The 18930-nt window shown below is 52.2% G+C and carries 19 protein-coding genes; 1 reads left to right on the forward strand and 18 read right to left on the reverse strand.

Going from position 1 to position 18930, the window contains the following annotated elements:
* Nucleotides 1–172 precede the first annotated feature (172 nt).
* The 18 genes from Q0482_RS08180 to Q0482_RS08265 form a co-directional block, all read right to left on the reverse strand.
* Entirely contained in the window at nucleotides 173–832 is a 660-nt protein-coding gene (locus Q0482_RS08180; protein ID WP_291057780.1) for a precorrin-8X methylmutase, read from the reverse strand.
* On the reverse strand, nucleotides 801–1619 hold the full coding sequence (cobK, locus tag Q0482_RS08185; RefSeq protein ID WP_299145339.1) for a precorrin-6A reductase: 819 nt from the start codon (nucleotides 1617–1619) through the stop codon (nucleotides 801–803). The genes Q0482_RS08180 and cobK overlap by 32 nt, the downstream gene beginning before the upstream one ends.
* On the reverse strand, nucleotides 1616–2305 hold the full coding sequence (gene cobJ, locus Q0482_RS08190) for a precorrin-3B C(17)-methyltransferase (protein ID WP_299145340.1): 690 nt from the start codon (nucleotides 2303–2305) through the stop codon (nucleotides 1616–1618). The genes cobK and cobJ overlap by 4 nt, the downstream gene beginning before the upstream one ends.
* Nucleotides 2302–3396, reverse strand: a complete 1095-nt coding sequence (locus Q0482_RS08195; RefSeq protein ID WP_299145342.1) for a cobalamin biosynthesis protein — start codon at nucleotides 3394–3396, stop codon at nucleotides 2302–2304. The genes cobJ and Q0482_RS08195 overlap by 4 nt, the downstream gene beginning before the upstream one ends.
* Nucleotides 3393–4169, reverse strand: a complete 777-nt coding sequence (gene cobM, locus Q0482_RS08200) for a precorrin-4 C(11)-methyltransferase (protein WP_299145345.1) — start codon at nucleotides 4167–4169, stop codon at nucleotides 3393–3395. Before cobM ends, Q0482_RS08195 begins: the two co-directional genes overlap by 4 nt.
* A gap of 10 nt (nucleotides 4170–4179) precedes the next feature.
* On the reverse strand, nucleotides 4180–4752 hold the full coding sequence (gene cbiT / locus Q0482_RS08205) for a precorrin-6Y C5,15-methyltransferase (decarboxylating) subunit CbiT (RefSeq protein ID WP_299145347.1): 573 nt from the start codon (nucleotides 4750–4752) through the stop codon (nucleotides 4180–4182).
* Between the two features lies 1 nt (nucleotide 4753).
* Nucleotides 4754–5380, reverse strand: a complete 627-nt coding sequence (gene cbiE, locus Q0482_RS08210; RefSeq protein ID WP_299145349.1) for a precorrin-6y C5,15-methyltransferase (decarboxylating) subunit CbiE — start codon at nucleotides 5378–5380, stop codon at nucleotides 4754–4756.
* Nucleotides 5365–6480, reverse strand: coding sequence for a cobalt-precorrin-5B (C(1))-methyltransferase CbiD (gene cbiD / locus Q0482_RS08215; protein ID WP_299145351.1), 1116 nt, complete (start codon nucleotides 6478–6480; stop codon nucleotides 5365–5367). Before cbiD ends, cbiE begins: the two co-directional genes overlap by 16 nt.
* A gap of 16 nt (nucleotides 6481–6496) precedes the next feature.
* Nucleotides 6497–6988 (reverse strand): YajQ family cyclic di-GMP-binding protein, encoded by a 492-nt coding sequence (locus Q0482_RS08220; protein ID WP_299145353.1) that lies wholly within the window; start codon nucleotides 6986–6988, stop codon nucleotides 6497–6499.
* 195 nt (nucleotides 6989–7183) lie between these two features.
* Nucleotides 7184–7519 carry a branched-chain amino acid transporter permease gene (locus Q0482_RS08225; RefSeq protein ID WP_299145355.1) on the reverse strand — a complete coding sequence of 112 codons (336 nt, stop codon included), beginning with the start codon at nucleotides 7517–7519 and terminating at the stop codon, nucleotides 7184–7186.
* Nucleotides 7516–8226, reverse strand: a complete 711-nt coding sequence (locus Q0482_RS08230) for an AzlC family ABC transporter permease (protein WP_299145357.1) — start codon at nucleotides 8224–8226, stop codon at nucleotides 7516–7518. Before Q0482_RS08230 ends, Q0482_RS08225 begins: the two co-directional genes overlap by 4 nt.
* Nucleotides 8227–8890: 664 nt before the next feature.
* The gene (locus Q0482_RS08235) at nucleotides 8891–9676 is read right to left on the reverse strand and encodes a gamma-glutamyl-gamma-aminobutyrate hydrolase family protein (protein ID WP_299145359.1); all 786 of its coding nucleotides are present in this window, start codon (nucleotides 9674–9676) and stop codon (nucleotides 8891–8893) included.
* Between the two features lie 258 nt (nucleotides 9677–9934).
* Nucleotides 9935–11146, reverse strand: a complete 1212-nt coding sequence (locus Q0482_RS08240; RefSeq protein WP_299145361.1) for an MFS transporter — start codon at nucleotides 11144–11146, stop codon at nucleotides 9935–9937.
* 98 nt (nucleotides 11147–11244) lie between these two features.
* Nucleotides 11245–12324, reverse strand: coding sequence for a glycosyltransferase family 9 protein (locus Q0482_RS08245; RefSeq protein ID WP_299145363.1), 1080 nt, complete (start codon nucleotides 12322–12324; stop codon nucleotides 11245–11247).
* Nucleotides 12325–12327: 3 nt separating this feature from the next.
* Nucleotides 12328–13782 (reverse strand): D-glycero-beta-D-manno-heptose 1-phosphate adenylyltransferase, encoded by a 1455-nt coding sequence (rfaE2, locus tag Q0482_RS08250; protein ID WP_299145365.1) that lies wholly within the window; start codon nucleotides 13780–13782, stop codon nucleotides 12328–12330.
* 44 nt (nucleotides 13783–13826) lie between these two features.
* Nucleotides 13827–14708 (reverse strand): L-serine ammonia-lyase, iron-sulfur-dependent, subunit alpha, encoded by an 882-nt coding sequence (sdaAA, locus tag Q0482_RS08255; RefSeq protein WP_299145367.1) that lies wholly within the window; start codon nucleotides 14706–14708, stop codon nucleotides 13827–13829.
* A gap of 10 nt (nucleotides 14709–14718) precedes the next feature.
* Nucleotides 14719–15381, reverse strand: coding sequence for an L-serine ammonia-lyase, iron-sulfur-dependent subunit beta (gene sdaAB / locus Q0482_RS08260; RefSeq protein WP_299145369.1), 663 nt, complete (start codon nucleotides 15379–15381; stop codon nucleotides 14719–14721).
* A gap of 102 nt (nucleotides 15382–15483) precedes the next feature.
* Complete coding sequence (locus tag Q0482_RS08265) at nucleotides 15484–16818, reverse strand: LPO_1073/Vpar_1526 family protein (RefSeq protein ID WP_299145371.1); 1335 nt, start codon at nucleotides 16816–16818, stop codon at nucleotides 15484–15486.
* A gap of 145 nt (nucleotides 16819–16963) precedes the next feature.
* On the opposite strand from Q0482_RS08265, the gene Q0482_RS08270 reads away from it, so the two are divergent.
* Nucleotides 16964–17734, forward strand: coding sequence for an adenosylcobinamide amidohydrolase (locus Q0482_RS08270; RefSeq protein WP_299145373.1), 771 nt, complete (start codon nucleotides 16964–16966; stop codon nucleotides 17732–17734).
* The last annotated feature ends 1196 nt before the right edge of the window (nucleotides 17735–18930 follow it).

The following is an 18930-nucleotide window of genomic DNA, read 5'->3' on the forward strand; positions in this document are numbered from 1 at the left end:
CAGCTCCTTCCTGCGGGTGGCAATCCTGCATAGGATTGCCAAGTCAAGCGACATTGGCCCTTAGCCTGCCCATTAAAGGGCCTTCCTTTTAATCGCTTGACCGTAAGGAGCCTTACGTTACGCGCTATACTTCCCGCCTGACTCGTCACACTACCTCACCAGCCCACTCATCTTATTTCTTCCCCTGTACGTAGAGCATGTTATCTCTCTTCACCAGGTTGTACATGAGAGCGTTTACGCAGGAAGCGACAATGGAGCTGCCGCCTTTGGTGCCTCTGACGGTGATGTAGGGGCAGGGAGCCTTTCTTACCAGCTGTTCCTTGGAATCAGCAGCGCCTACGAAGCCTACGGGGATACCGATGATGAGGGCCGGGCGAATGCCGTCCTCTTCCACCATGCGAATGGCTTCATAGAGAGCAGTGGGTGCATTGCCTACGGCAATAATGGAACCGTTCAGGTCTTTGCCGAAAGAGTTCATGGCTGCCATGGAACGGGCGATGTTCTTTTCTTTGGCAATCTTTGCGATTTCCGGATCCGCCACACGGCAGAACACTTCTCCCCCAAGAGCGGAAAGGGCTCTTTTGTTGATGCCTGCTTTTACCATATTTACGTCACAGTAAATATTGCAGCCGCCGGCCAGGGCTTTGATACCTGCTTCTACGGCGCCTTCGCTTGTACGGATCAGGTGGCCGTAGTCTACGTCGCCGGATGCATGAATCATGCGGGAGTAAACGGTCACTTCTTCCGGTGTAAGGTCAATGTCGCTGATAAATGGATCAATGAGATCCATGCTCTTTTCTTCAATGGCTCTCGGGTTTTTGATGAAATCCATAATGTTCCTCCATATATGCAAGGACGCCTGCCGGTGTATCAAACACAGGAACGCCTTTCAAATCTGCTTTTGGTTTGTCGATAACGATGACGGAAATGCCGCTGTCCATGGCAGCTTTCAGTTTTGTATCGCTGCCGCCGATGAGGCCGCTGTTCTTAGTCACCATGACATCGCAGTGATAGTCATGAATCATGGCCAGGTTCATTTCATAGGAGAAAGGCCCCTGGATGGCCAGAATATTCTTTGCCTTCATGCCCAGGTCTTCACACATTTTAATCACATTGGACACGGGAAGCACTCTGGCCCAGATAGTCTTGTCCTGAAGGGCAGGTTCATGGACGAAGACAGGAAGGGTTTTGGAGCCGGTGGTGAGAAGGATACTCTTTCCCAGGCTGCCTGCCAGTTTTGCTGCTTCAAACTCATCTTTGGCATGATAAAGTTTGTCATAATCGGGAAGGGGAATTTCCGCCCGTTCGTAACGTACATAGTCAATGCCCGTTTCCCTGCAGGCGGAGAGGGCTGTTTCAGACACAATGGCCGCATAGGGATGGCTGGCATCCAGAATGAGGGTGACTCCTTTTTCACGGATTACCCGCACCATATCTTCTTTCTTGAAACGGCCCACTTTGATGTCAAGACCCTTATGGGCAGCCAGTACTTTGCCGTACTGGCTCACTACGGTCATGAGGATGTCCCGGCGGCTCTCTTCCGGCTTTGCCATTTCACGGTCAGCCAGTTCCGCCCCGATTTCCCTGCCGTCCTGGGTACCGGAAATAATCCAGATCAAACCTTGTACCCCCTTGGTGTAATCATGATGCCGTCAGCCACATAGGTGTTGCTGTTGCCGATGATGACGGTGGACTGCATGTCCACATCTTCCTTCGGAAGGTTTTCCAGGTTGGAAACGGTGACAGTCATGCCGGGACGGCCTGCCTTGCGGACGATGCCTACCGGGGTTTCCGGTTTGCGGTATTTCAGCACAATATCGCGGATCTGATCCAGATAGGTGGCACGGCCGCGGCTCTTTGGATTGTAAATGGCAATGACGAAGTCCCCTTCTGCTGCCAGACGGGCTCTCTTCTTAATGAGATCCCAGGGAGTCATGAGGTCGGACAGGCTGATAACCGCATAGTCATGCATAAGCGGTGCTCCCAGAGCGGCGGCTGCCGTATTGGCAGCGGTCAGGCCGGGGATGATTTCACAGGTCGGGCGTTTTTCAGCAGGCACCTTCTGAACCAGTTCAAGCACCAGACCAGCCATGCCGTAAACGCCGGGGTCACCGGAGGAAATGACAGCTACGCTGTGTCCTTCCACAGCCAGGTCTACTGCCTTCTGGCAGCGGTCCACTTCCTGGCGCATGCCGTTTCCTACGACTTCCTTATCGCCGATGAGGTTTCTCACCAGGGCGATGTAGGTGTTGTAGCCTACAATAATATCGGAATCTTCCAAAGCCTTTACTGCCTTGGGAGTCATTTCTTCCTCATGTCCCGGTCCAATGCCGATGACCCGGATAATCCCAGGGCAATGGCCGCCGTGGCACTTGCAAACTTCGTTTTCGGCAGAAGCGTTTTTCCCTTCATTGATTCCATTAACGCTGCTGATTGACATACGTTTCCCACTCCTATCGTGTTTTCTACAAATTTTGATATAGGTAAATCATACTCCTCCGCCATTTTTCTAAGTTCCTCTGCCTTGTAAAAATGAATCGGAAGATGATGATGACCGGCAAAGTCCAGAAGGCCTTTTTCATCGGCCTTGGCATCCACACTGGCCAGGGATGCCACCTGGTATTCATAGGCCCGGGCCTCGGAAAGGGCCTTTTGGAAAGCCTCTTCTATCAGTGCTTCCGGAGTGCCCCTTTTGCAGCCTATGCCGACATAAAGATTTTTAGGTATCAGTCTCACAAAGGGCTTGTCCACGTGCACTTTTCCATTGGAAATCATGACGCAGCCCTGGAAGTCCTCCTGCGGAAGGTCCGACAGGGGCAGGAAGGAAATCCCCTTTTCAGAGAGACGTTTTCCTATGGATTCCGCTCCCTCTGTTTCCATATCAAGGAACCAGGATACCTTTTTTCCTCCCGCAATGAGGCTGTTCACCGGTTTTAAAGCGCCCAGGGGTTCCACCCGCATCATGAGCTCTCTGGCCACATCGTCGGGGGCCCGTCTCTCATGGACATCAGTGGCAGTGGTAATGACGGGATCCGCTCCCACCGCTGCCGCCACTTCCCTTGCCCAGGCATTGGCGCCGCCCAGATGACCGGACAGAAGGGAAATACAATGCTTTCCGCATTCGTCCATCACCAGCACCGCAGGATCAGAAGCTTTGCTCACCACATGGGGAGCTACGGCCCTCACAGCGATACCGGAGGCCATGATAAAGAGGAGGCCGTCATACTTCGAGAAGATATCGGACGTCAGGGCCAGGGTGCGGTTGAAGTACTCCGCCTTCTCACCGCTTTCCGAACCCTTTCTTTCGTACAGCGTTCCTTCTCCGGAAATCCCCGCTTTCACCCGGGCGCCGAGAGCGGCTCCTTCCCTGGAGATTGAAATCACTGCGTACTTCATTTTTCATCGGTTCCTTTACGGAACATGGTGGTGAATTTGCTGTCATAGAGCTTGGACAGATCATAGTCCGTGTCAAGTACTTTACCCACTACGATCATAGCCTGGCGCACGACACCCGCTTTATGGAGAATGTCGGCAATGGTATCGATGGTGCCCCGGAAAATCCGCTGGTCCGGCCAGGTAGCCCTTGCCACGATGGCCACCGGTGTATCTCCCGGATACCCCCCTTCTTTCAGGGTTGCCATCACCTTTTCAATGGCATGGACGGAAAGGAAAATACACATGGTAGCCTGATGGGCAGCCAGAAGAGAAAGCTTTTCCTTTTCCGGCACCGGCGTTCTTCCTTCCATACGGGTAATGATGACTGTCTGGGAAATACCGGGCAGCGTATATTCCTGCTTCAGGGCAGCAGCGGTAGCCAGGAAGGAACTTACCCCCGGCACCACTTCAAAGTCTTCGTCCGGAATGCCGGCAGCACGAAGGCCGTCCATCTGCTCCTGGATAGCGCCATAAATGGCAGGGTCCCCTGTGTGAACGCGGGCTACCCTTTTACCGGCTTTCAGAGCTTCGATTTCCACTTCCAGCACTTCATCCAGATTCATGGTGGCGCTGTTGTAGATTTCAGCCCCTTCTTTGCCGTACTTCAGAATTTCCGGGTTCACCAGGGAGCCGGCATAAATGATTACATCAGCCTCGCTGATCAGTCTCTTGCCTTTCAGGGTAATCAGTTCCGGGTCTCCCGGGCCTGCACCGATAAAATATAATTTTGCCATAAAAACCTCCTCAAATTTTTTCTGCAGTAAAGATAAATACAGGGCTCAGGGGATCATATAAATGATACCTTCCCAATTTCCTAAGCCTGTTAATCTGCATCTGGAATCCTTCCAGGGTAAAGGGACGGTCTTCAAATTCCCGCACCACTTCCCCTGTGGTTTCCGCAGTGACCGCGGTCAGGATGATACGCCCGCCCTTTGGCAGGAGCGTTTCCGCCCTGTCAAGGATTTCATGCATATTGCCGCTGGAGCCGCCGATAATCACCACATCAAGAGGCGGCAGGCTGTCCATGGCCGCCGGAGCCACGCCCTGAATGGTGTGAATGTTTTTCAATCCGAATTTTTCGGCGTTTTCCTCAATCAGCCGAATGCCTTCCGGATTTCTTTCGATGGAATACACTTCCCCCTTGGAAGCCGCCAGGGCTGCTTCAATGGAAATGGATCCCGTACCTGCACCGATGTCAGCCACCCGATCCTCCGGGCGAATTCCTGCCTTCACCATGACCATGGCACGAATCTCTGCTTTCGTCATCGGTACCTTTCCCCGAATAAACTCCTCATCACGAATACCAAATCTGTGCATCTTACCCTATCACCACCATCACTGATTCACCAAAACCTTCGAGAGATACCATATCTTCCAGAGAGGACTCTGAAATATGCTGGTTCTCATAGGAAATATGCTCACAGGCTGCGGCTTTTGTTTCCTTCGGCCACCCCTGCTTTATAAGATAACCGGCAATGTAGGCAGGATTATGTTCATAATCCGTCAGAAAAGCCAGCTTCTTCCCTTTTTCATAGGCCGTATCCCTTTCTTCCGGCACCCTTCCATGGAAGGAAAGCCACTTGGTCCCCTGCCAGGGTTCGTTAATGAGGCAGAACGCCGCCTGCACGGAAGAAATCCCGGGAATCACCTGCAGAGGACTTTCGGGGAACCTTTTCTTCAGCCATGGAAGGAGGCTGTAGAAACCGGGATCGCCGCTCACCATGACCACCACATCACCGATGGTGAGCTTCTCTTCCAGCCATTCTGCCAGAAGGGAAAGCTTTCCGGTGACCGGATAGGTTTCCTGCCCCTCTCCGGCGTAGTCATGAAGCGCCCTTTTTCCGCCCACCAGGTAATGGGCATTTTCTATGGCAGAAAGGGCCTTCGGCAGGATATATTCGCGGCCGCCGGGACCAATGCCTGCTACGATTAATGTATGATCCATTTGTTTTCCTTCAAAATCTCCTTTGCATGACTGCTCATGGCCTGAATGGTACCGTCCATGGCGGCAAAGATGACGCCCACCTTCGATTTCCCGAAAATGTACCGCTCAGAACGGACTTGTGCTCTTTCCGCCATCTGGCCATAGACCATATCCAGGTGTTCCCTGTGAATAATGATGGCCGCCCCGTCAGTAGTATTGCATTCCATGATTTCCTTTACCACCGAAGGAGATGCGCCGTTCATGGCAGCGTAAGCTGCCATGGTTTCCATACGGCCGTCACTGTTCCTGTTATAGGTATGGAAACTGCCGGAAGCTACTTTCACCAGTTTTCCCATATGGCCGATAATAAGCATCTTGTCAAAGCCCCGGGCAATGCACTGCTCCATCATGAAACCGATGAAATTGCTTGTTTCGATAATGGCTCCCTCCGGGATGCCCATAATCTTAGCCGCATTTTCTCCGATTCGTCCCGGGCACAGCACTGCCGTGCGGAAACCGGACGCCCAAACCACCGGCACCTGAGGCGCCAGGCTCCGCTTGTAGGCATCCTCACTCATGGGCTTTACAATACCTGTGGTGCCAAGGACGGAAATCCCGCCCTTTACGCCGATGGAAGGATTCAATGTCTGCTTTGCCAGCTCCTCCCCCTTGGGAATGGAAACTGTCACGACGATTCCCTGGTCTTTATGGAAAAACTCTTCATACACATACCGAAGCATAATCTGGGGCCCCGGATTGATGGCCGGTTTCCCCACCGGCACCTGCAGGCCCGGCCGGGTCACAATGCCCACGCCCTTTCCTGCCTTAAGCTCCATGCCCGGCTCCTCTTTCAGTTCCACTGTCACTACAATGGGAGTTCCATTGGTACAGTCCAGATCATCCCCTGCATCCTTCAGACAGGTAGCGCTTCCCTGATGCGCATCCCCTTCTGCCGACTCCACAGGAATCACGATTTCCTGACGCTGGGGGGAAAGGACCGTCACCGTTTTGGGAAATTCTCCTCTCATGGCAAGCACTGCCGCCTTCATGGCCCCTGCCGCAGTAGCGCCGGTGGTGTGTCCTTCACGGAGCACTTTGCCAATCATTTCCTCTGGTTTCATAATCCCTTCATCTCTTCTATCTGTAATTCACAAACTGTAAATCCGCCGGAAGATCCTGCTGCTTCAGGAAGCCAATGCATTCCTGGAGCGCATCCTTGTCTTTCCCGCTGATTCGCACTTCATCACCGTTAATTTTAGCAGCCACCTTGATTTTGGACGCTTTCACCCTTTTTACAATATCCTTGGCCATTTCCGAAGAAATGCCGTTCTGAAGCTCCAGCACCTGGCGTACCGTACCGCCGGCAGCCGGCTCCTTCTTGCCGTCTTTAATATTTTTAAGGGAAATCCCCCGCTTCACCAGCTTTGTGTTCAGGATATCCCGTACCAGCCTCAGCTTGAAATCATCATCACCAATCAGTGTGATATGTCCCTCTTCCAGGGATACAGAGCTTTTGCTTCCTTTGAAATCATAACGGGTACCGATTTCCCGGGCAGCCTGGTTTACTGCATTCTGCGCCTCCTGTAAATCAGTGCGGCACACCACATCAAAAGAATAATCCTTTGCCATCCTGTCCTCCTACTCCGGCAGGAATCCACAGAAACCTGTGATTTTCCATTCCTTTTAATGAATTTGATTGCACCATATCATTTTACCATATACGACAGGAAAATAGAGAAACTTTTATCAAAAAATTAAAATAAAAGCCCCTGAATGCAGAAAGATCATATTCAGGGGCCGGACATATCAAATTATTTTAATTTTTTAAAACACATACTGCACCAGCATCATATAACAGATGGTACCGCCGGCCATGGAAAGAAGCATCTGCCTTTTCCACAGGTGGAGCGCCGTGGTCACCGCCATGGAAAGCGCCTCCGGAATACCATGGCTGCCGGAAAAGAGGGAAACATCCTTCAAACAGTACACCACCAGCAGCGCAAAAACCGCAGAAGGCAGCGCTTTCCCCAGGTATTTCACATAAGAAGGAAGTCCGCTTCCCGGCTTGAAAATAAGAAATGGCAGAAACCGGGTAACCATGGTCCCCAGGGCACAGAGAAGAATAGTGGCTGCCTGCTGCCACAAAGGCATGGAACTCATAAAAATCCACCTGCCTTCTCCAGAGGTTTTCTAAAAATGGTAAGCACCAGCATCATACCTGCCATGGCGGGAATGATAAAGGAGTCCCCGCCGAAAAAGTACAAGGCTCCCAGAGAAATGCCAAGGCCTATGAGGGCGGTAAAATGCTTTTCCTCCTTCAGCCACTGTTCCAGAAAAATCACAAGGAACATGGATGTCATCACAAAAGAAAGGCCCTTGGTATTGAATTGAATCACCGTTCCCAGAAGTCCTCCCAACAGAGCACCGGATACCCAGTAGAAATAATTGAGAAATGACACCCAGAAATAGTACCACCCCCTGTCCACATCGTAAGGAATAGTGGAGGAATAATTCAGCGCAAAAGTTTCATCACACATCCAGAAAATAAGGAAAGGCTTCTTCCAGCCGGTACCTTTATATTTCTCCAGCATGGAAAGCCCGTAGAAAAGATGGCGCGCCTGCACCGTCAGCGCCACTACCAGCGCCTGCCAGGGTGCAAAGGGAGAAAGCAGCATGGACACCGTCACAAATTCCAGCGAACCGCCAAAGATAATCATAGCCATCAGTGTGGGATAGATAAAGGAAAATCCCAGGGTATACATATAAAAGCCATAGGCAAAAGCCAGAAACCAGAAACCTGCAAATATGGGTATGGTGCGGGGGAAAGCCTCATGCAGCGCCTTCCATGCCGGTGAAGATGAATCCATAAGCCCTCCGTAACGAAATCAGAAAGTGTCTGCCTTAAAGACAGGTACTCTTATTGTATGGAAAAGGAAATGGGATTGCAAGGGGCCGCCGGCAGCCCGGGTTCAGAGGGTTCCCTCCCCCTCACTTATTGTCCCACCGCTTGCGGGGTGGCAAGGGCGTTACGGGATTTTTCCTCCTGCTGCTTAAGTCCCGCTAAGCATTCTGCTGAATTGGCCACCTCAGGTGGCCTTCCCCCCTTTGGTGCCTTACGGCACCACCTTCCCCTCCGCTGTGCGGTGGGACAACAACCCGTGCTTTGCTTAGAGCTACTTATGAGATTACAGCCTAGCGGAGCTTTGTTCTGCCACAGCTTGCGGGGTGGCAAAGGAACTGGATTCGTAAGGAGCCCAAGGCGACTGAGAATCCAGTGACATGCTTCCCTATGGGTAAGTCCCGCGGAGCGGGCAAGGAGGAACGCTTTTCCACGCGCCGCAGGCGCGGTTGGCCTGTTTTCCCTCGCCCGCTAGGGCGGTTGTAAGGTTTTATTTTATTTATACTGGCGCCCTTCATTATTTAAGGGGCGCCCGCCAAGGCCGATAGCCGATAGCCGGCACCAGCCCACAGAAAAGAGCGCCCCTTTTTCAAAGGGCGCCCCATTCATTGACCATTTATATTTTTCCCCTCCTACCCCAGGCGGAAGGTATCGGTGGTGGTATAATCCGGCGGCAGGAAAGGAGATACATGGGTGGACATACCACGGCCGGCGGCTTCGGTGAAGGCTTCGAAGATGGCCATGTCCAGGCCGTCATAGGTGTAGGAGTATTCCGGATGCCACTGCACGGCCCACAGGAATTTCTTTTCCGGTGCATAGGCTGCTTCCACCAGGCCGTCTTCCGATACGGCCATGGGCTTTAAGGATTTGGCCAGGGTCTTCACTGCCTGATGATGGAGGGAATTGACACCCAGGAAGGAAACGCCCAGCCTTTCATAGAGGGGACTTCCTTTGAGGATACTGTTGAAATGGGCCACCCAGTCGTAGGAGAAGTCCATCACATGGTTCGGTGCATGGAGGGTGGGGCATTCGGAGGCAATGTCCTGGTACAAAGTGCCTCCCAGGAGAGCATTCATAAGCTCCAGGCCCCGGCAGATACCAAGAGCCGGTACATCATGGTCCCAGCAGTAGCGGAACACCATGGTTTCCAGTTTATCTCTCATGGAGCATACCGGTCCGCAGAGGGGCCGTTTCTCTTCTCCGTAAAGGGCAGGCGATATATCCTGTCCGCCGGTAAAGAGGAATCCGTCAAAGTCTTTGGCGATTTCGTCAAATTCTTCTTCCTTCAGATGGAGCGGGAGAATGACGGGAATCCCACCCGCTTCTTTAATGGAATCCATGTATCCGGGGAGCATCCATATACTTTCCTTTTCTTCGTCCCACAGCGGCATAACCCCGATTTTCGGCTTTCGCATCATCAACACCTCCTGTAATGGCAGGACATCCGTCCTGTCTGATATATGAATGAAAGTCATTGCCTATGCAAAAAGATGCCGCCCGGTGGCAGCATCTTCGCTGAAAGCAAAAGGCGCTGATGTATAATCAGCGCCCTTGCTTTTCTGAAATTCTATGTCTGTAGTATAGCGGAAACCATATTAAAAGGCAAGGCCCCTGCATAAGAAGAATTTTATAACTATTTCAAGAAAAAGTGTATACACTTTTTCTGTTTCTTCCTTTTACGAAAGGGAATGCATTTCATCAGCAGGCCGGGCAAAAATGACCAGGAGACCGATGGCCAGGGCCCCTACCAGAAGAAGTCCCAGGGAGGTGCCTACCTGCTCGATAATGAAGCTGACAAGCAGAGAACCAAAGGGTGCACTTCCCAGGAAGACAAAGGTATAGAGGCCCATGATGCGGCCCAGAAATTCTTTGGGCGACGCCATCTGGATCACTGTATTGCAGTTCACAATGAAGGCGATAATGAAAAAGCCAAGAAGGGCGAAAAGAAAGAGGGCAGGAATAAAGTAATGGACATAGCTCACTGCCATGAGAAGAACACCACAGAGAACGGCCGCCCGGAATATCATGGTGTTGGACAGATGTCTTGTCGACGCTCCGGCCAGAAGGCCGCTCACCATGGATCCGGCGCCGGCGGCAAAAAGGATGGAGCCGAAGCCGTCGATGCCTTCATGAAGCACCCGGTCAGCAAAGAGAGGGCCGTAGGTGCCCAGATTTAAAATGAGGCCGCTTACGATAGCCGCAGCGATGAGATTCTTGTAAATGACCGGGTTGTTCTTCGCCTGTTTCAACCCTTCCCGTATTTCAAGGATAGGGTGGCGCTTTTCCGTTTCCTCTATAACGGAATTCACATCCATGCGGCTGTAGGCAATGATAATAGGCACAAGGGACAGGGCATTCATGAAAAAGATGGTGCTGTAAGATAGATATTTCAAAAGGAATGCCGCTAGAAGAGGGCCTACCATGCGGGTAATATTGAAATTGGCGGAATTCAGGCTGATTGCACTGTGAAGGGCCTTCTTCCCCACCAGCTCCGGCATGAAGGCCATGCGGGCAGGCATATCAAAGCTGTCGATGGTGCCCACAAAGAAGGCAAAGAAAAGAATCCACAGGTAGGTTTCATGGCCTGTCCAAAGGAGAAGTCCCAGAAGAGAAGCCTGGATGAGATAAAAGAGCTGGGTTCCCATGAGGATTTTCCGCTTATTGTGTTTATCTATCCAAAGACCTGTGAAAAGGGTGAAAAGAAGGCTGGGCGCAAACTGGCAGGCAGAAAGCAGACCCAGAAGAAGAGCGGAATCGGTCATGGTGTACACCAGCCACTGCTGGGCTGTAAGCTGCAGCCAGAAACCGATAAGCGCAATCCACTGGGTTATCCAGAATATACGGTAATTTTTAACCTGCAGCGCAGGAAACACAGAAAGAAGATGCATACAGTCTCCTGATTAATAACGTATAGAAAAATATGTATGTATAAATTATATCACAGAAAAATGCCTCCTCTATGCTGAGAAAGCATTTTTATGATGCTCTATTCCTTTTCTACTGATTCCGATTCAGCAAGTGCCCATTCCCCTGTTTCAATCACTTTTTCCAGGGGAATTTCGGAAATCGGGGTATATTGACCGGAGGCTATGGTTTTATTCACATGTTCCGGCCCCATGGGCATGTCCCAGGAGGAAATGGCCTTGGAGCAGGGGCCTAATGGATGGTGGAATTTGGCATTGCTGGGGCCGAACATGGCAATGGTGGGAACGCCCCGGCTGTCGAAAACATACATGGGTCCGCTGTCATTGGTAAAAGCCAGGGAGCATCGTCCGGCAGCGGCCATGAATTCTCCCATGGAGAGCTTCCCTGCCGCGATGATATACCGTTTGGATTTCATGACGCTCACTGCCTTTTCAATGAGCGGCAGTTCCGACGGGACACCGAAGAATACGGGTATCATGCCTTTTTCTGCAAAATGATCCGCCGTTTTTCCATATTTCTCCGCCGGCCAGTTCTTTTCAGCCGTAGAGCTTCCGACCGAAAGGCCTACCAGCCTGTCTTTTGGACTGATTCCCCGGGCACGGTAAAAGTCATCAGCCTTCTTTTCCCATTCCGGTGAAGTAAAGGTACGCATGCCGCTGTGGTGCAGGTCCTTGACTCCCAGTCTTTCCAAGACTTTCAGGTATTTGTCCACCGCATGTGAATTGTAGGTTTCAATGGTCATGGGCCAGTCCATGAAGAAGGAGTCTATCCTTGTTCCCTCTTCGCCGCCCCAGTGTTTTGGATGCATGGCCAGTGCCAGCAGAGTGCTTCTGGTGGTGCCATGAAGGGTGAGGAGAATATCGGGATTGAAAGCCCCGATTTTCTTTCCCAGTTTCCAGGTGGCCCCCATGCCCTTTTCCCTGCCATGACGGTCGAAGGGAATGATTTCATCAATATTGGGATTGTATTTCACCGCTTCCTGGAAACGGGCATCCATGACAAGCAGGATTTTAGATCCCTCAGCTTCCCGGCGGAGCACCTCCAGGAAGGGGGAAATGGAAACCATGTCCCCGAAATAAAGCATGTAAATGAGGACGATGGTTTTATTTTTGAGGTCCACATGGTAATATCTGTCTTCCATAGCTTATTCCCTGCGAATTTTATGAATGAGGCCGGTGGTGGAGTAGCCGTCTACAAAGGAAAGGATTTTCACTTCTCCCGCATACTGCCTTCCTGCCACCTCTTCCACCCTGTAATCGCCGCCTTTGACAAGGATGTCCGGCTTTAAGCGGGACAGCAGCTTTTCCGGCGTATCTTCCCCGAAAACCACCACTTCGTCCACACATCGGAGGGCCGCCAGCATGAAGCTTCTGTCTTCTTCCTTATTCACAGGGCGGCCTGACCCCTTCAGTTTCTTCACAGATTCATCGCTGTTGAGACCTACAATGAGGTGATTTCCCAAAGACGCCGCCTGCTGGAGGTAGGTTACATGACCCCGGTGAAGGATGTCAAAGCAGCCGTTGGTGAAAACCACCTTTTCTCCCCGCTCTTTCCAGAGGCGGACTTTTTCTTCCGCTTCTTCCCAGGTCAGGGGCCGGTAGGAAAGACGCACATTCTCTCCCCTGCTCCAGGCGGAGAGAAGTTCTTCCCTTTTTACCTGGTAAGTGCCCACTTTGGAAACCGCAATGCCTGCCGCCTTGTTGGAAAGCTCCAGAATGGTGTCCATAGGAAGTCCGTCAGCCGTAGCGGCAGCGGTAACCGCCATCACCGTATCTCCGGCGCCGGACACGTCAAACACATCCTGGGCTGCGGAGGCGCGATGAATCGAACCGTTTTCGCTGATGCAGGTAATTCCCTTCTCGGAACGGGTGACGAAAAGATGGGTCAGATGGTATTTTTCCCGGACTTCCTTTCCTGCCTTTTCCACCGCTTCATCCTCATTGGGGATTTCCCGTCCCACGCAGTCCGACAGTTCATTCAGGTTGGGGGTAATGCCGTAGGCACCGTCATACTTGGTCCAGTCAGAACCTTTGGGGTCCACCAGTACCGGCACTCCATATCTTTTTGCCAGGGAAATGACCGCCCCGGAAAGTTCTCCTGTAATCATGCCCTTGCCGTAATCGGAAAGGACGATGCACCGGAGTCCCTCACGAAGAAGTTGTTCCAGCCATGACAGGATGAAATGGCAGTCATGGGAAGAGGGATTCTTTTTTTCCTCATAGTCAAGACGCATCATCTGCTGCCGGGCGCCAAGGATTCTTATTTTAGCAGTGGTATGGTAATTTTCGGCTAAAATCATGCCGGACATATCGATACCCGCCTGTTCCATAAGAGAAGAAAGGACCGCCCCGTCGGCATCATTGCCCTTCATGCCGCAGGCAAAAACCGGACATCCCAGGGCCGCCAGGTTGGCAGCCGTATTGGCTGCGCCGCCGGGCACTTCCCGCTGGGATTCCACCAGGTTCACCGGCACCGGTGCTTCCGGTGAAATCCGGTTCACCCTGCCTGTAATATAGCGGTCAGTCATCATATCACCGATAACCGCTACCTTCATTTGTGTGATTTCTTTTTCTAAAAAACGTACTCCGTCCTGATGCATAGATTCTCCTGCCTCGAAAAGCACTTATGCAGTGCTCCGGGTCTTTATTTCACCATAGCCGATTTCTTCAAGATTTCATCGTGGATCTTCCTGCCTGTTTTCGTCATTGCCAGGCCGGCCCGGCTTGTTTCCTTAAGTTCTACGGGAAGACGCCGTCCCACATCCCCCATGGCTTCAATCACCTCGTCGGGAGGGATGACGCTTTCAATGCCGTTCATAGCCATTTCAACCGCCAGAAGGGCATGAACCGCATGGAAGGCATTCCGCTTCACACAGGGAACTTCCACCAGTCCCCCTACGGGATCGCACACAAGGCCCAGAATATTCTTCAGTGCCAGGGCAAAGGCATTACCTATCTGCTTCGTGGATCCTTTGAGAAGGTCTACTGCCGCCGCAGCTGCCATACCGCAGGCTGCTCCGCATTCCGCCTGGCAGCCGCCCACGGCGCCGGCAATGGACGCCTTTTCCGCAATCACCCGGCCGATGGCACCGGCCGTGAAAAGGGCGCAGGTTATGTCATACATGGAAGCATTGGTCTCTTCCACCACAGCGGAGAGAACGGCCGGAAGAATGCCGCAGGAGCCGGCCGTAGGGCAGGCTACGATACGGTACATTTTCGCATTGGCCTCGGCTGTGGCAATGGCATAGGAAGCCGCCCTCTGGCATACGGGAGAGAGAAAGCGCATGTGGCCTGTAAAAAGGCGGTTAGCATCGCCACCCACCAGGCCGCTGGCCGATTTGGCAGTGTCAGAAAGTCCCTTCTGGATGGATTCCCGAAAAATGGGGATGGTATATTTCATGCGGGACCAGATTTCCTCATAGCTCTTCCCGCTTTCCTCCGCTTCCACGCGGCAGGCGATAATGCCGGGAGAGCATTTTTCCACGTCTGCCACAGCAAACAGTTCTTTCATAGAATGGTATTCCATAAAGCCCTCCTTAAATAATATCCAGCGCCATGACATAGGTAATGTTTTCGTTGGAATTCTTCACCTTTTCCGCCACATCCGGCGGTACCGGCTGATCCGTATGGATAATCATCACCGCTTCGCTGCCCTTCCCTTTACGGAAAAGACGCATGGTGGAAATATTAATCTGCTCTTTAGCCAGTTCCTCGCATACCTTGGCCACCACGCCGGGCTTATCATTATGACGGGTGAGAAGCGTATATTCTTCCCCCGTGATTTCCACATCATAGCCGTCAATGCTGGTCACCATAATACGCCCGCCGCCCAGGGAGCGGCCCACCACGGACACATGGGCGCCGTGGATGCCGTTGGCATCGATTTTGGCTACATTGGGATGACCCATATCCTCTTCTGAAAGATAGAATGAAATATCAATTCCCCTTTGTTTCGCAATATTCAAAGCATCCCGGATAGTGCCGCTGTCAGGCGCATATCCCATGAGCCCTGCCGCCAGGGCCCGGTCCGTACCATGGCCCTTGCCGGTTTTGGCAAAAGAGCCATAAAGAGTAATCCTGGCTTCCTTTACCGGCTCCCCAAGGATAGCTCTGGCAGTCTGCCCGATGCGGGCGGCGCCGGCGGTATGGGAGCTGGAAGGACCCACCATCACCGGTCCAATGATATCAAAAATACCCATGGTATCCCACCTTTCAAAAAAGAAAATCCGCCGCAGGGCGGCAGATTTTAAATATTTTCCGAGAAGCACTGCCTGCCGGCTGTCCTTATTCGCTCAAAAGAATTACATCCAGTGGCTGAGGTCAAAATCCTCCCCTATGGTTTCCCGAATGCAGATCTTGGCAATATACATGCCCATAAGGGTGAGGGACGAACGGCGAATCATGCTGTTATCCCAGATATCCTGCAGCTTCTGCAGATTGGGCGAAACCTTGCCCAGAATATATCCCATTTCCTTTCTGTCATAGGTAACAGGACGGGATTCCACCAATGCAAGAACACTCCTTCTGGTCACCTCATCATCCATGCCCATGTCGTCAAACAGTCCGGACAGGGTAGATTCATCCACCGCCGCCGGCTTCACATAGGAATTATAGAGGCTGGCCACGATAGTGCCCTCCGGCCAGGAGGAATAGGCAGAAGCCAGTTCACTCTTCATGCAGCCGCGGAAGGCGAAAATGAAGGGATAGGAATCATGAAGCACCTGTCCAAAAGGAATATCCTTATTAGACAGGGACACGCAGTGCAGATATTCAAGCTGCTGGTAGCCGGTGTACTCGTCAGGCAGTTTGTAGAGGAAAGGCGTGATATACTTATCCGTATATTTCTTCAAATGGTCTGCGTCCACATTGTCCGTATTTCTGGAATAATGGAAAATCAGAAGCAGCGCCAGCGCATGGAACTCGCTTTCCTCCATGCGGGGCATGGCCTTCAGCGCATCATAGGCAAGAATGGTCTTCGTATCAGAACGGCTGCCTCTGGCCACATCGGAAAAGGCATCGGTAACTATTTCCAAAACCGTAGGCGTAGGCATCATTACATAGGTGCGCTGGGCATTCTGCATGGCCTCCTGCACCATAATATGGGTAAGCGTATCCACAGCCTCCCGGCTCTTCATCTGAAGGCCTTCGATCAAATGCTGGGTCACCCTTCTTGTATCCTGCTCCACAGTGGAAGAAACGGCTCCATAGCGGTTCAGGAAATGACGGACAAAATATTCTTCCAGAGAATTCAGGTCCGGCTGGGCAGTAAATACATGGGGCTCCGGTTCCGGCGGGAAAGGGCTTTTGCCGCTGGAAGAAGAAAAAGCATCCTTTTCTTTCGATTCGCCGAAATCCTTTCTGGTGAAGACCTTTGTCTTTTCCTCCTCGTCATCAAAGCGGACCGGTGCCTGACGGCGGGGCTTTACCGGAATAATGCGGGTAGCATCATCCATAGAATCATCCCTATGGTCAAAGGAAGGCTTTTCTATATTTTCCTTCTTCTCAGCCTCACTGACAGCTGCCTTCGCTTTTTCCGCCTTCCCCTTCTTTTGGGGAAATCCGCAGATAACAAAATAAGAGACCACAAAGAAAAGCGCTGCCACCGCAGCCAGTACTATATAAGGAATAATAACCATGAAATCTCCTCGTTCTGTTCAAATTAGATAAATTCAGTTACATGGTATCATATTTTCCCCCTCACTTCAATGACAGGAGTGCCAAGCTTCTTTTCATCATACATAGTATAATGATTTTATCATTTAAATGTTAAAGGAGTATCCTATGAAAGAAATCCAGCTTTCCATGCCGGGCAGCCGTCTCCTCCTATTCCCGGAAACACTTATGGTTACCTTTGACCGTCCTCATCGCTCCCTGTCCACGGCCATTTACGGCGGTGGATTCAGAAATATACGATACGCCCTGAACCGGAAGCTCACCGCCTTCTACCCCTCGGAAAAAGATTTCCCCGGAGGCTCCGTATCCTCCTACCTCAAACTCTGCGCCCTGAAGAGAGGAGCCGTTCCGGAAGAAAGCGCCGTCCTCCTCACCGCCGCCAAAGTTAACCTGTTCTCCCATAAAACCATAAAAGCAGGCCCTGTACTGGTGGAAGCCATTACCACCGGCGGCGTGGAAAAAACCGCCTGCCGCGCCTCCTCCCCTGCCCTCTACAGGGAAGAAAAGGGGAAGTTTGCTCCCCTGGGAACTATTAACATGATAGTCCTCATTCACGGCAGCCTTCCCGACGGCATTATGGCCAGGGCTCTCATCACCCTGACAGAAGGAAAAACCGCCGCCCTCCAGGACCTGGGCATTGCGGATGTAAATAACGGCCTTCCTGCCACCGGAACAGGCACCGACGGCATCACCTTCATCACCGACCCCGAAGGCCCTCATTTCACCGACGCCGGCCCCTTCTCAGAGCTGGGAGCCGCCCTGGCCCAGGCAGCCTATGAAACGGTAACCGAATGTCTGGTGAAATACGACCACCCCTGGAATGCATCACCCCTTTTGAAAACGCCGGAGGCGGTGGATCTGGGGAAATTGAAGAGATAGGGTTCAGAGGGTTCAGAGGGTTCCCTCCCCCTCACTTATTGTCCCACCGCTTGCGGGGGGAAGGTGGTGCGTCAGCACCAAAGGGGGCGGGCCCGGAGGGCCCGCAGGTTATGTAGAAAGGTTGTGTAGAGAAAGGTTGTGTAGAAAGGGTTCAAAGGGGAAGGATTGCCGCCGAAGGCAGCATTGATCATAAAGTCAACGTTACGGGACTTGCATTGTGTCACCATAGCTGCCCCGTCATTTCGAGCGGAGGTACAAGCCGGTATAATCCCATAGATTCATGGGGCCAGCGAAAGGGAGCCGAGAAATCTCCCCGGTAGTATGCTGCCTTGCGGCAGAAAGGAGTGCTTGGCGTAGAGGCGACAGCAATTAGCTTTTAGCAATTAGCTGAGTACGGCTTGATACGTTGAGTATCATATACAAACTGACACTACGGTGAATTGGCCGCTTCCGCGGCCACCCCCTATCCGGCTGCGCCGGACTTCCTCCACGGGAAAGCGTCTCACTTGGTTCTCAGGTCGCTTTGCTTCCCTACGAACCAAGTTCGCTTGCCACCCTATTCAGGGGGCAGAATATAACCCCTCTATGTTTTCCCGCAAAGTCATGTAACACAACAGCAAGCGTCCATAGCCCCCCGCTTCAGCGGGGGGAAAGGTGGTGGCGCAAGCCACCAAAGGGGGGGCCTCTTTTCCCCCCGCCCGCCAGGGCGGTTGTGAAGGTTTTATCATAATGGCGCCTTCAATGAATTAGAAGGCGCCACACCACGGCCTTTGCCCCCTGAGCGACAGCGACGCAACCCTTGGCACCGAGAGACGAAGGCCCGATGGATGCCATACGCCCCTCTGCGCCGAAGGCGCAAGCCCCTCCGGGAATACAGCCGCCCCGCCGACTGGTATTTACTGCCATTGGCAATACTTACTAAGCGTACCGAGATCCTTCGCTGGCGAGGATGACAGTGGGCGGCGGTCCCCCGATCCTCGATCCCGATTTTCGATCCCAGCCGCTCCGCGGCTGCACGCCTGCCACCACCCTTTGAACCCGCTTCACCTTCTGCACCTTTTGAGCCGGGGGCCGACAAAGTCGACCCTTTTATTTCTTTCATAGACAAATTCCCTGCACTTTGTTATGATTGAGAAGAATATATATGTATTTAGCAAAGGAGTTGGTCAGGCTATGCCCTATGACGAGCGGACAAT

It is taken from the genome of uncultured Dialister sp. (assembly GCF_937959425.1).
Lineage (GTDB): Bacteria > Bacillota > Negativicutes > Veillonellales > Dialisteraceae > Dialister.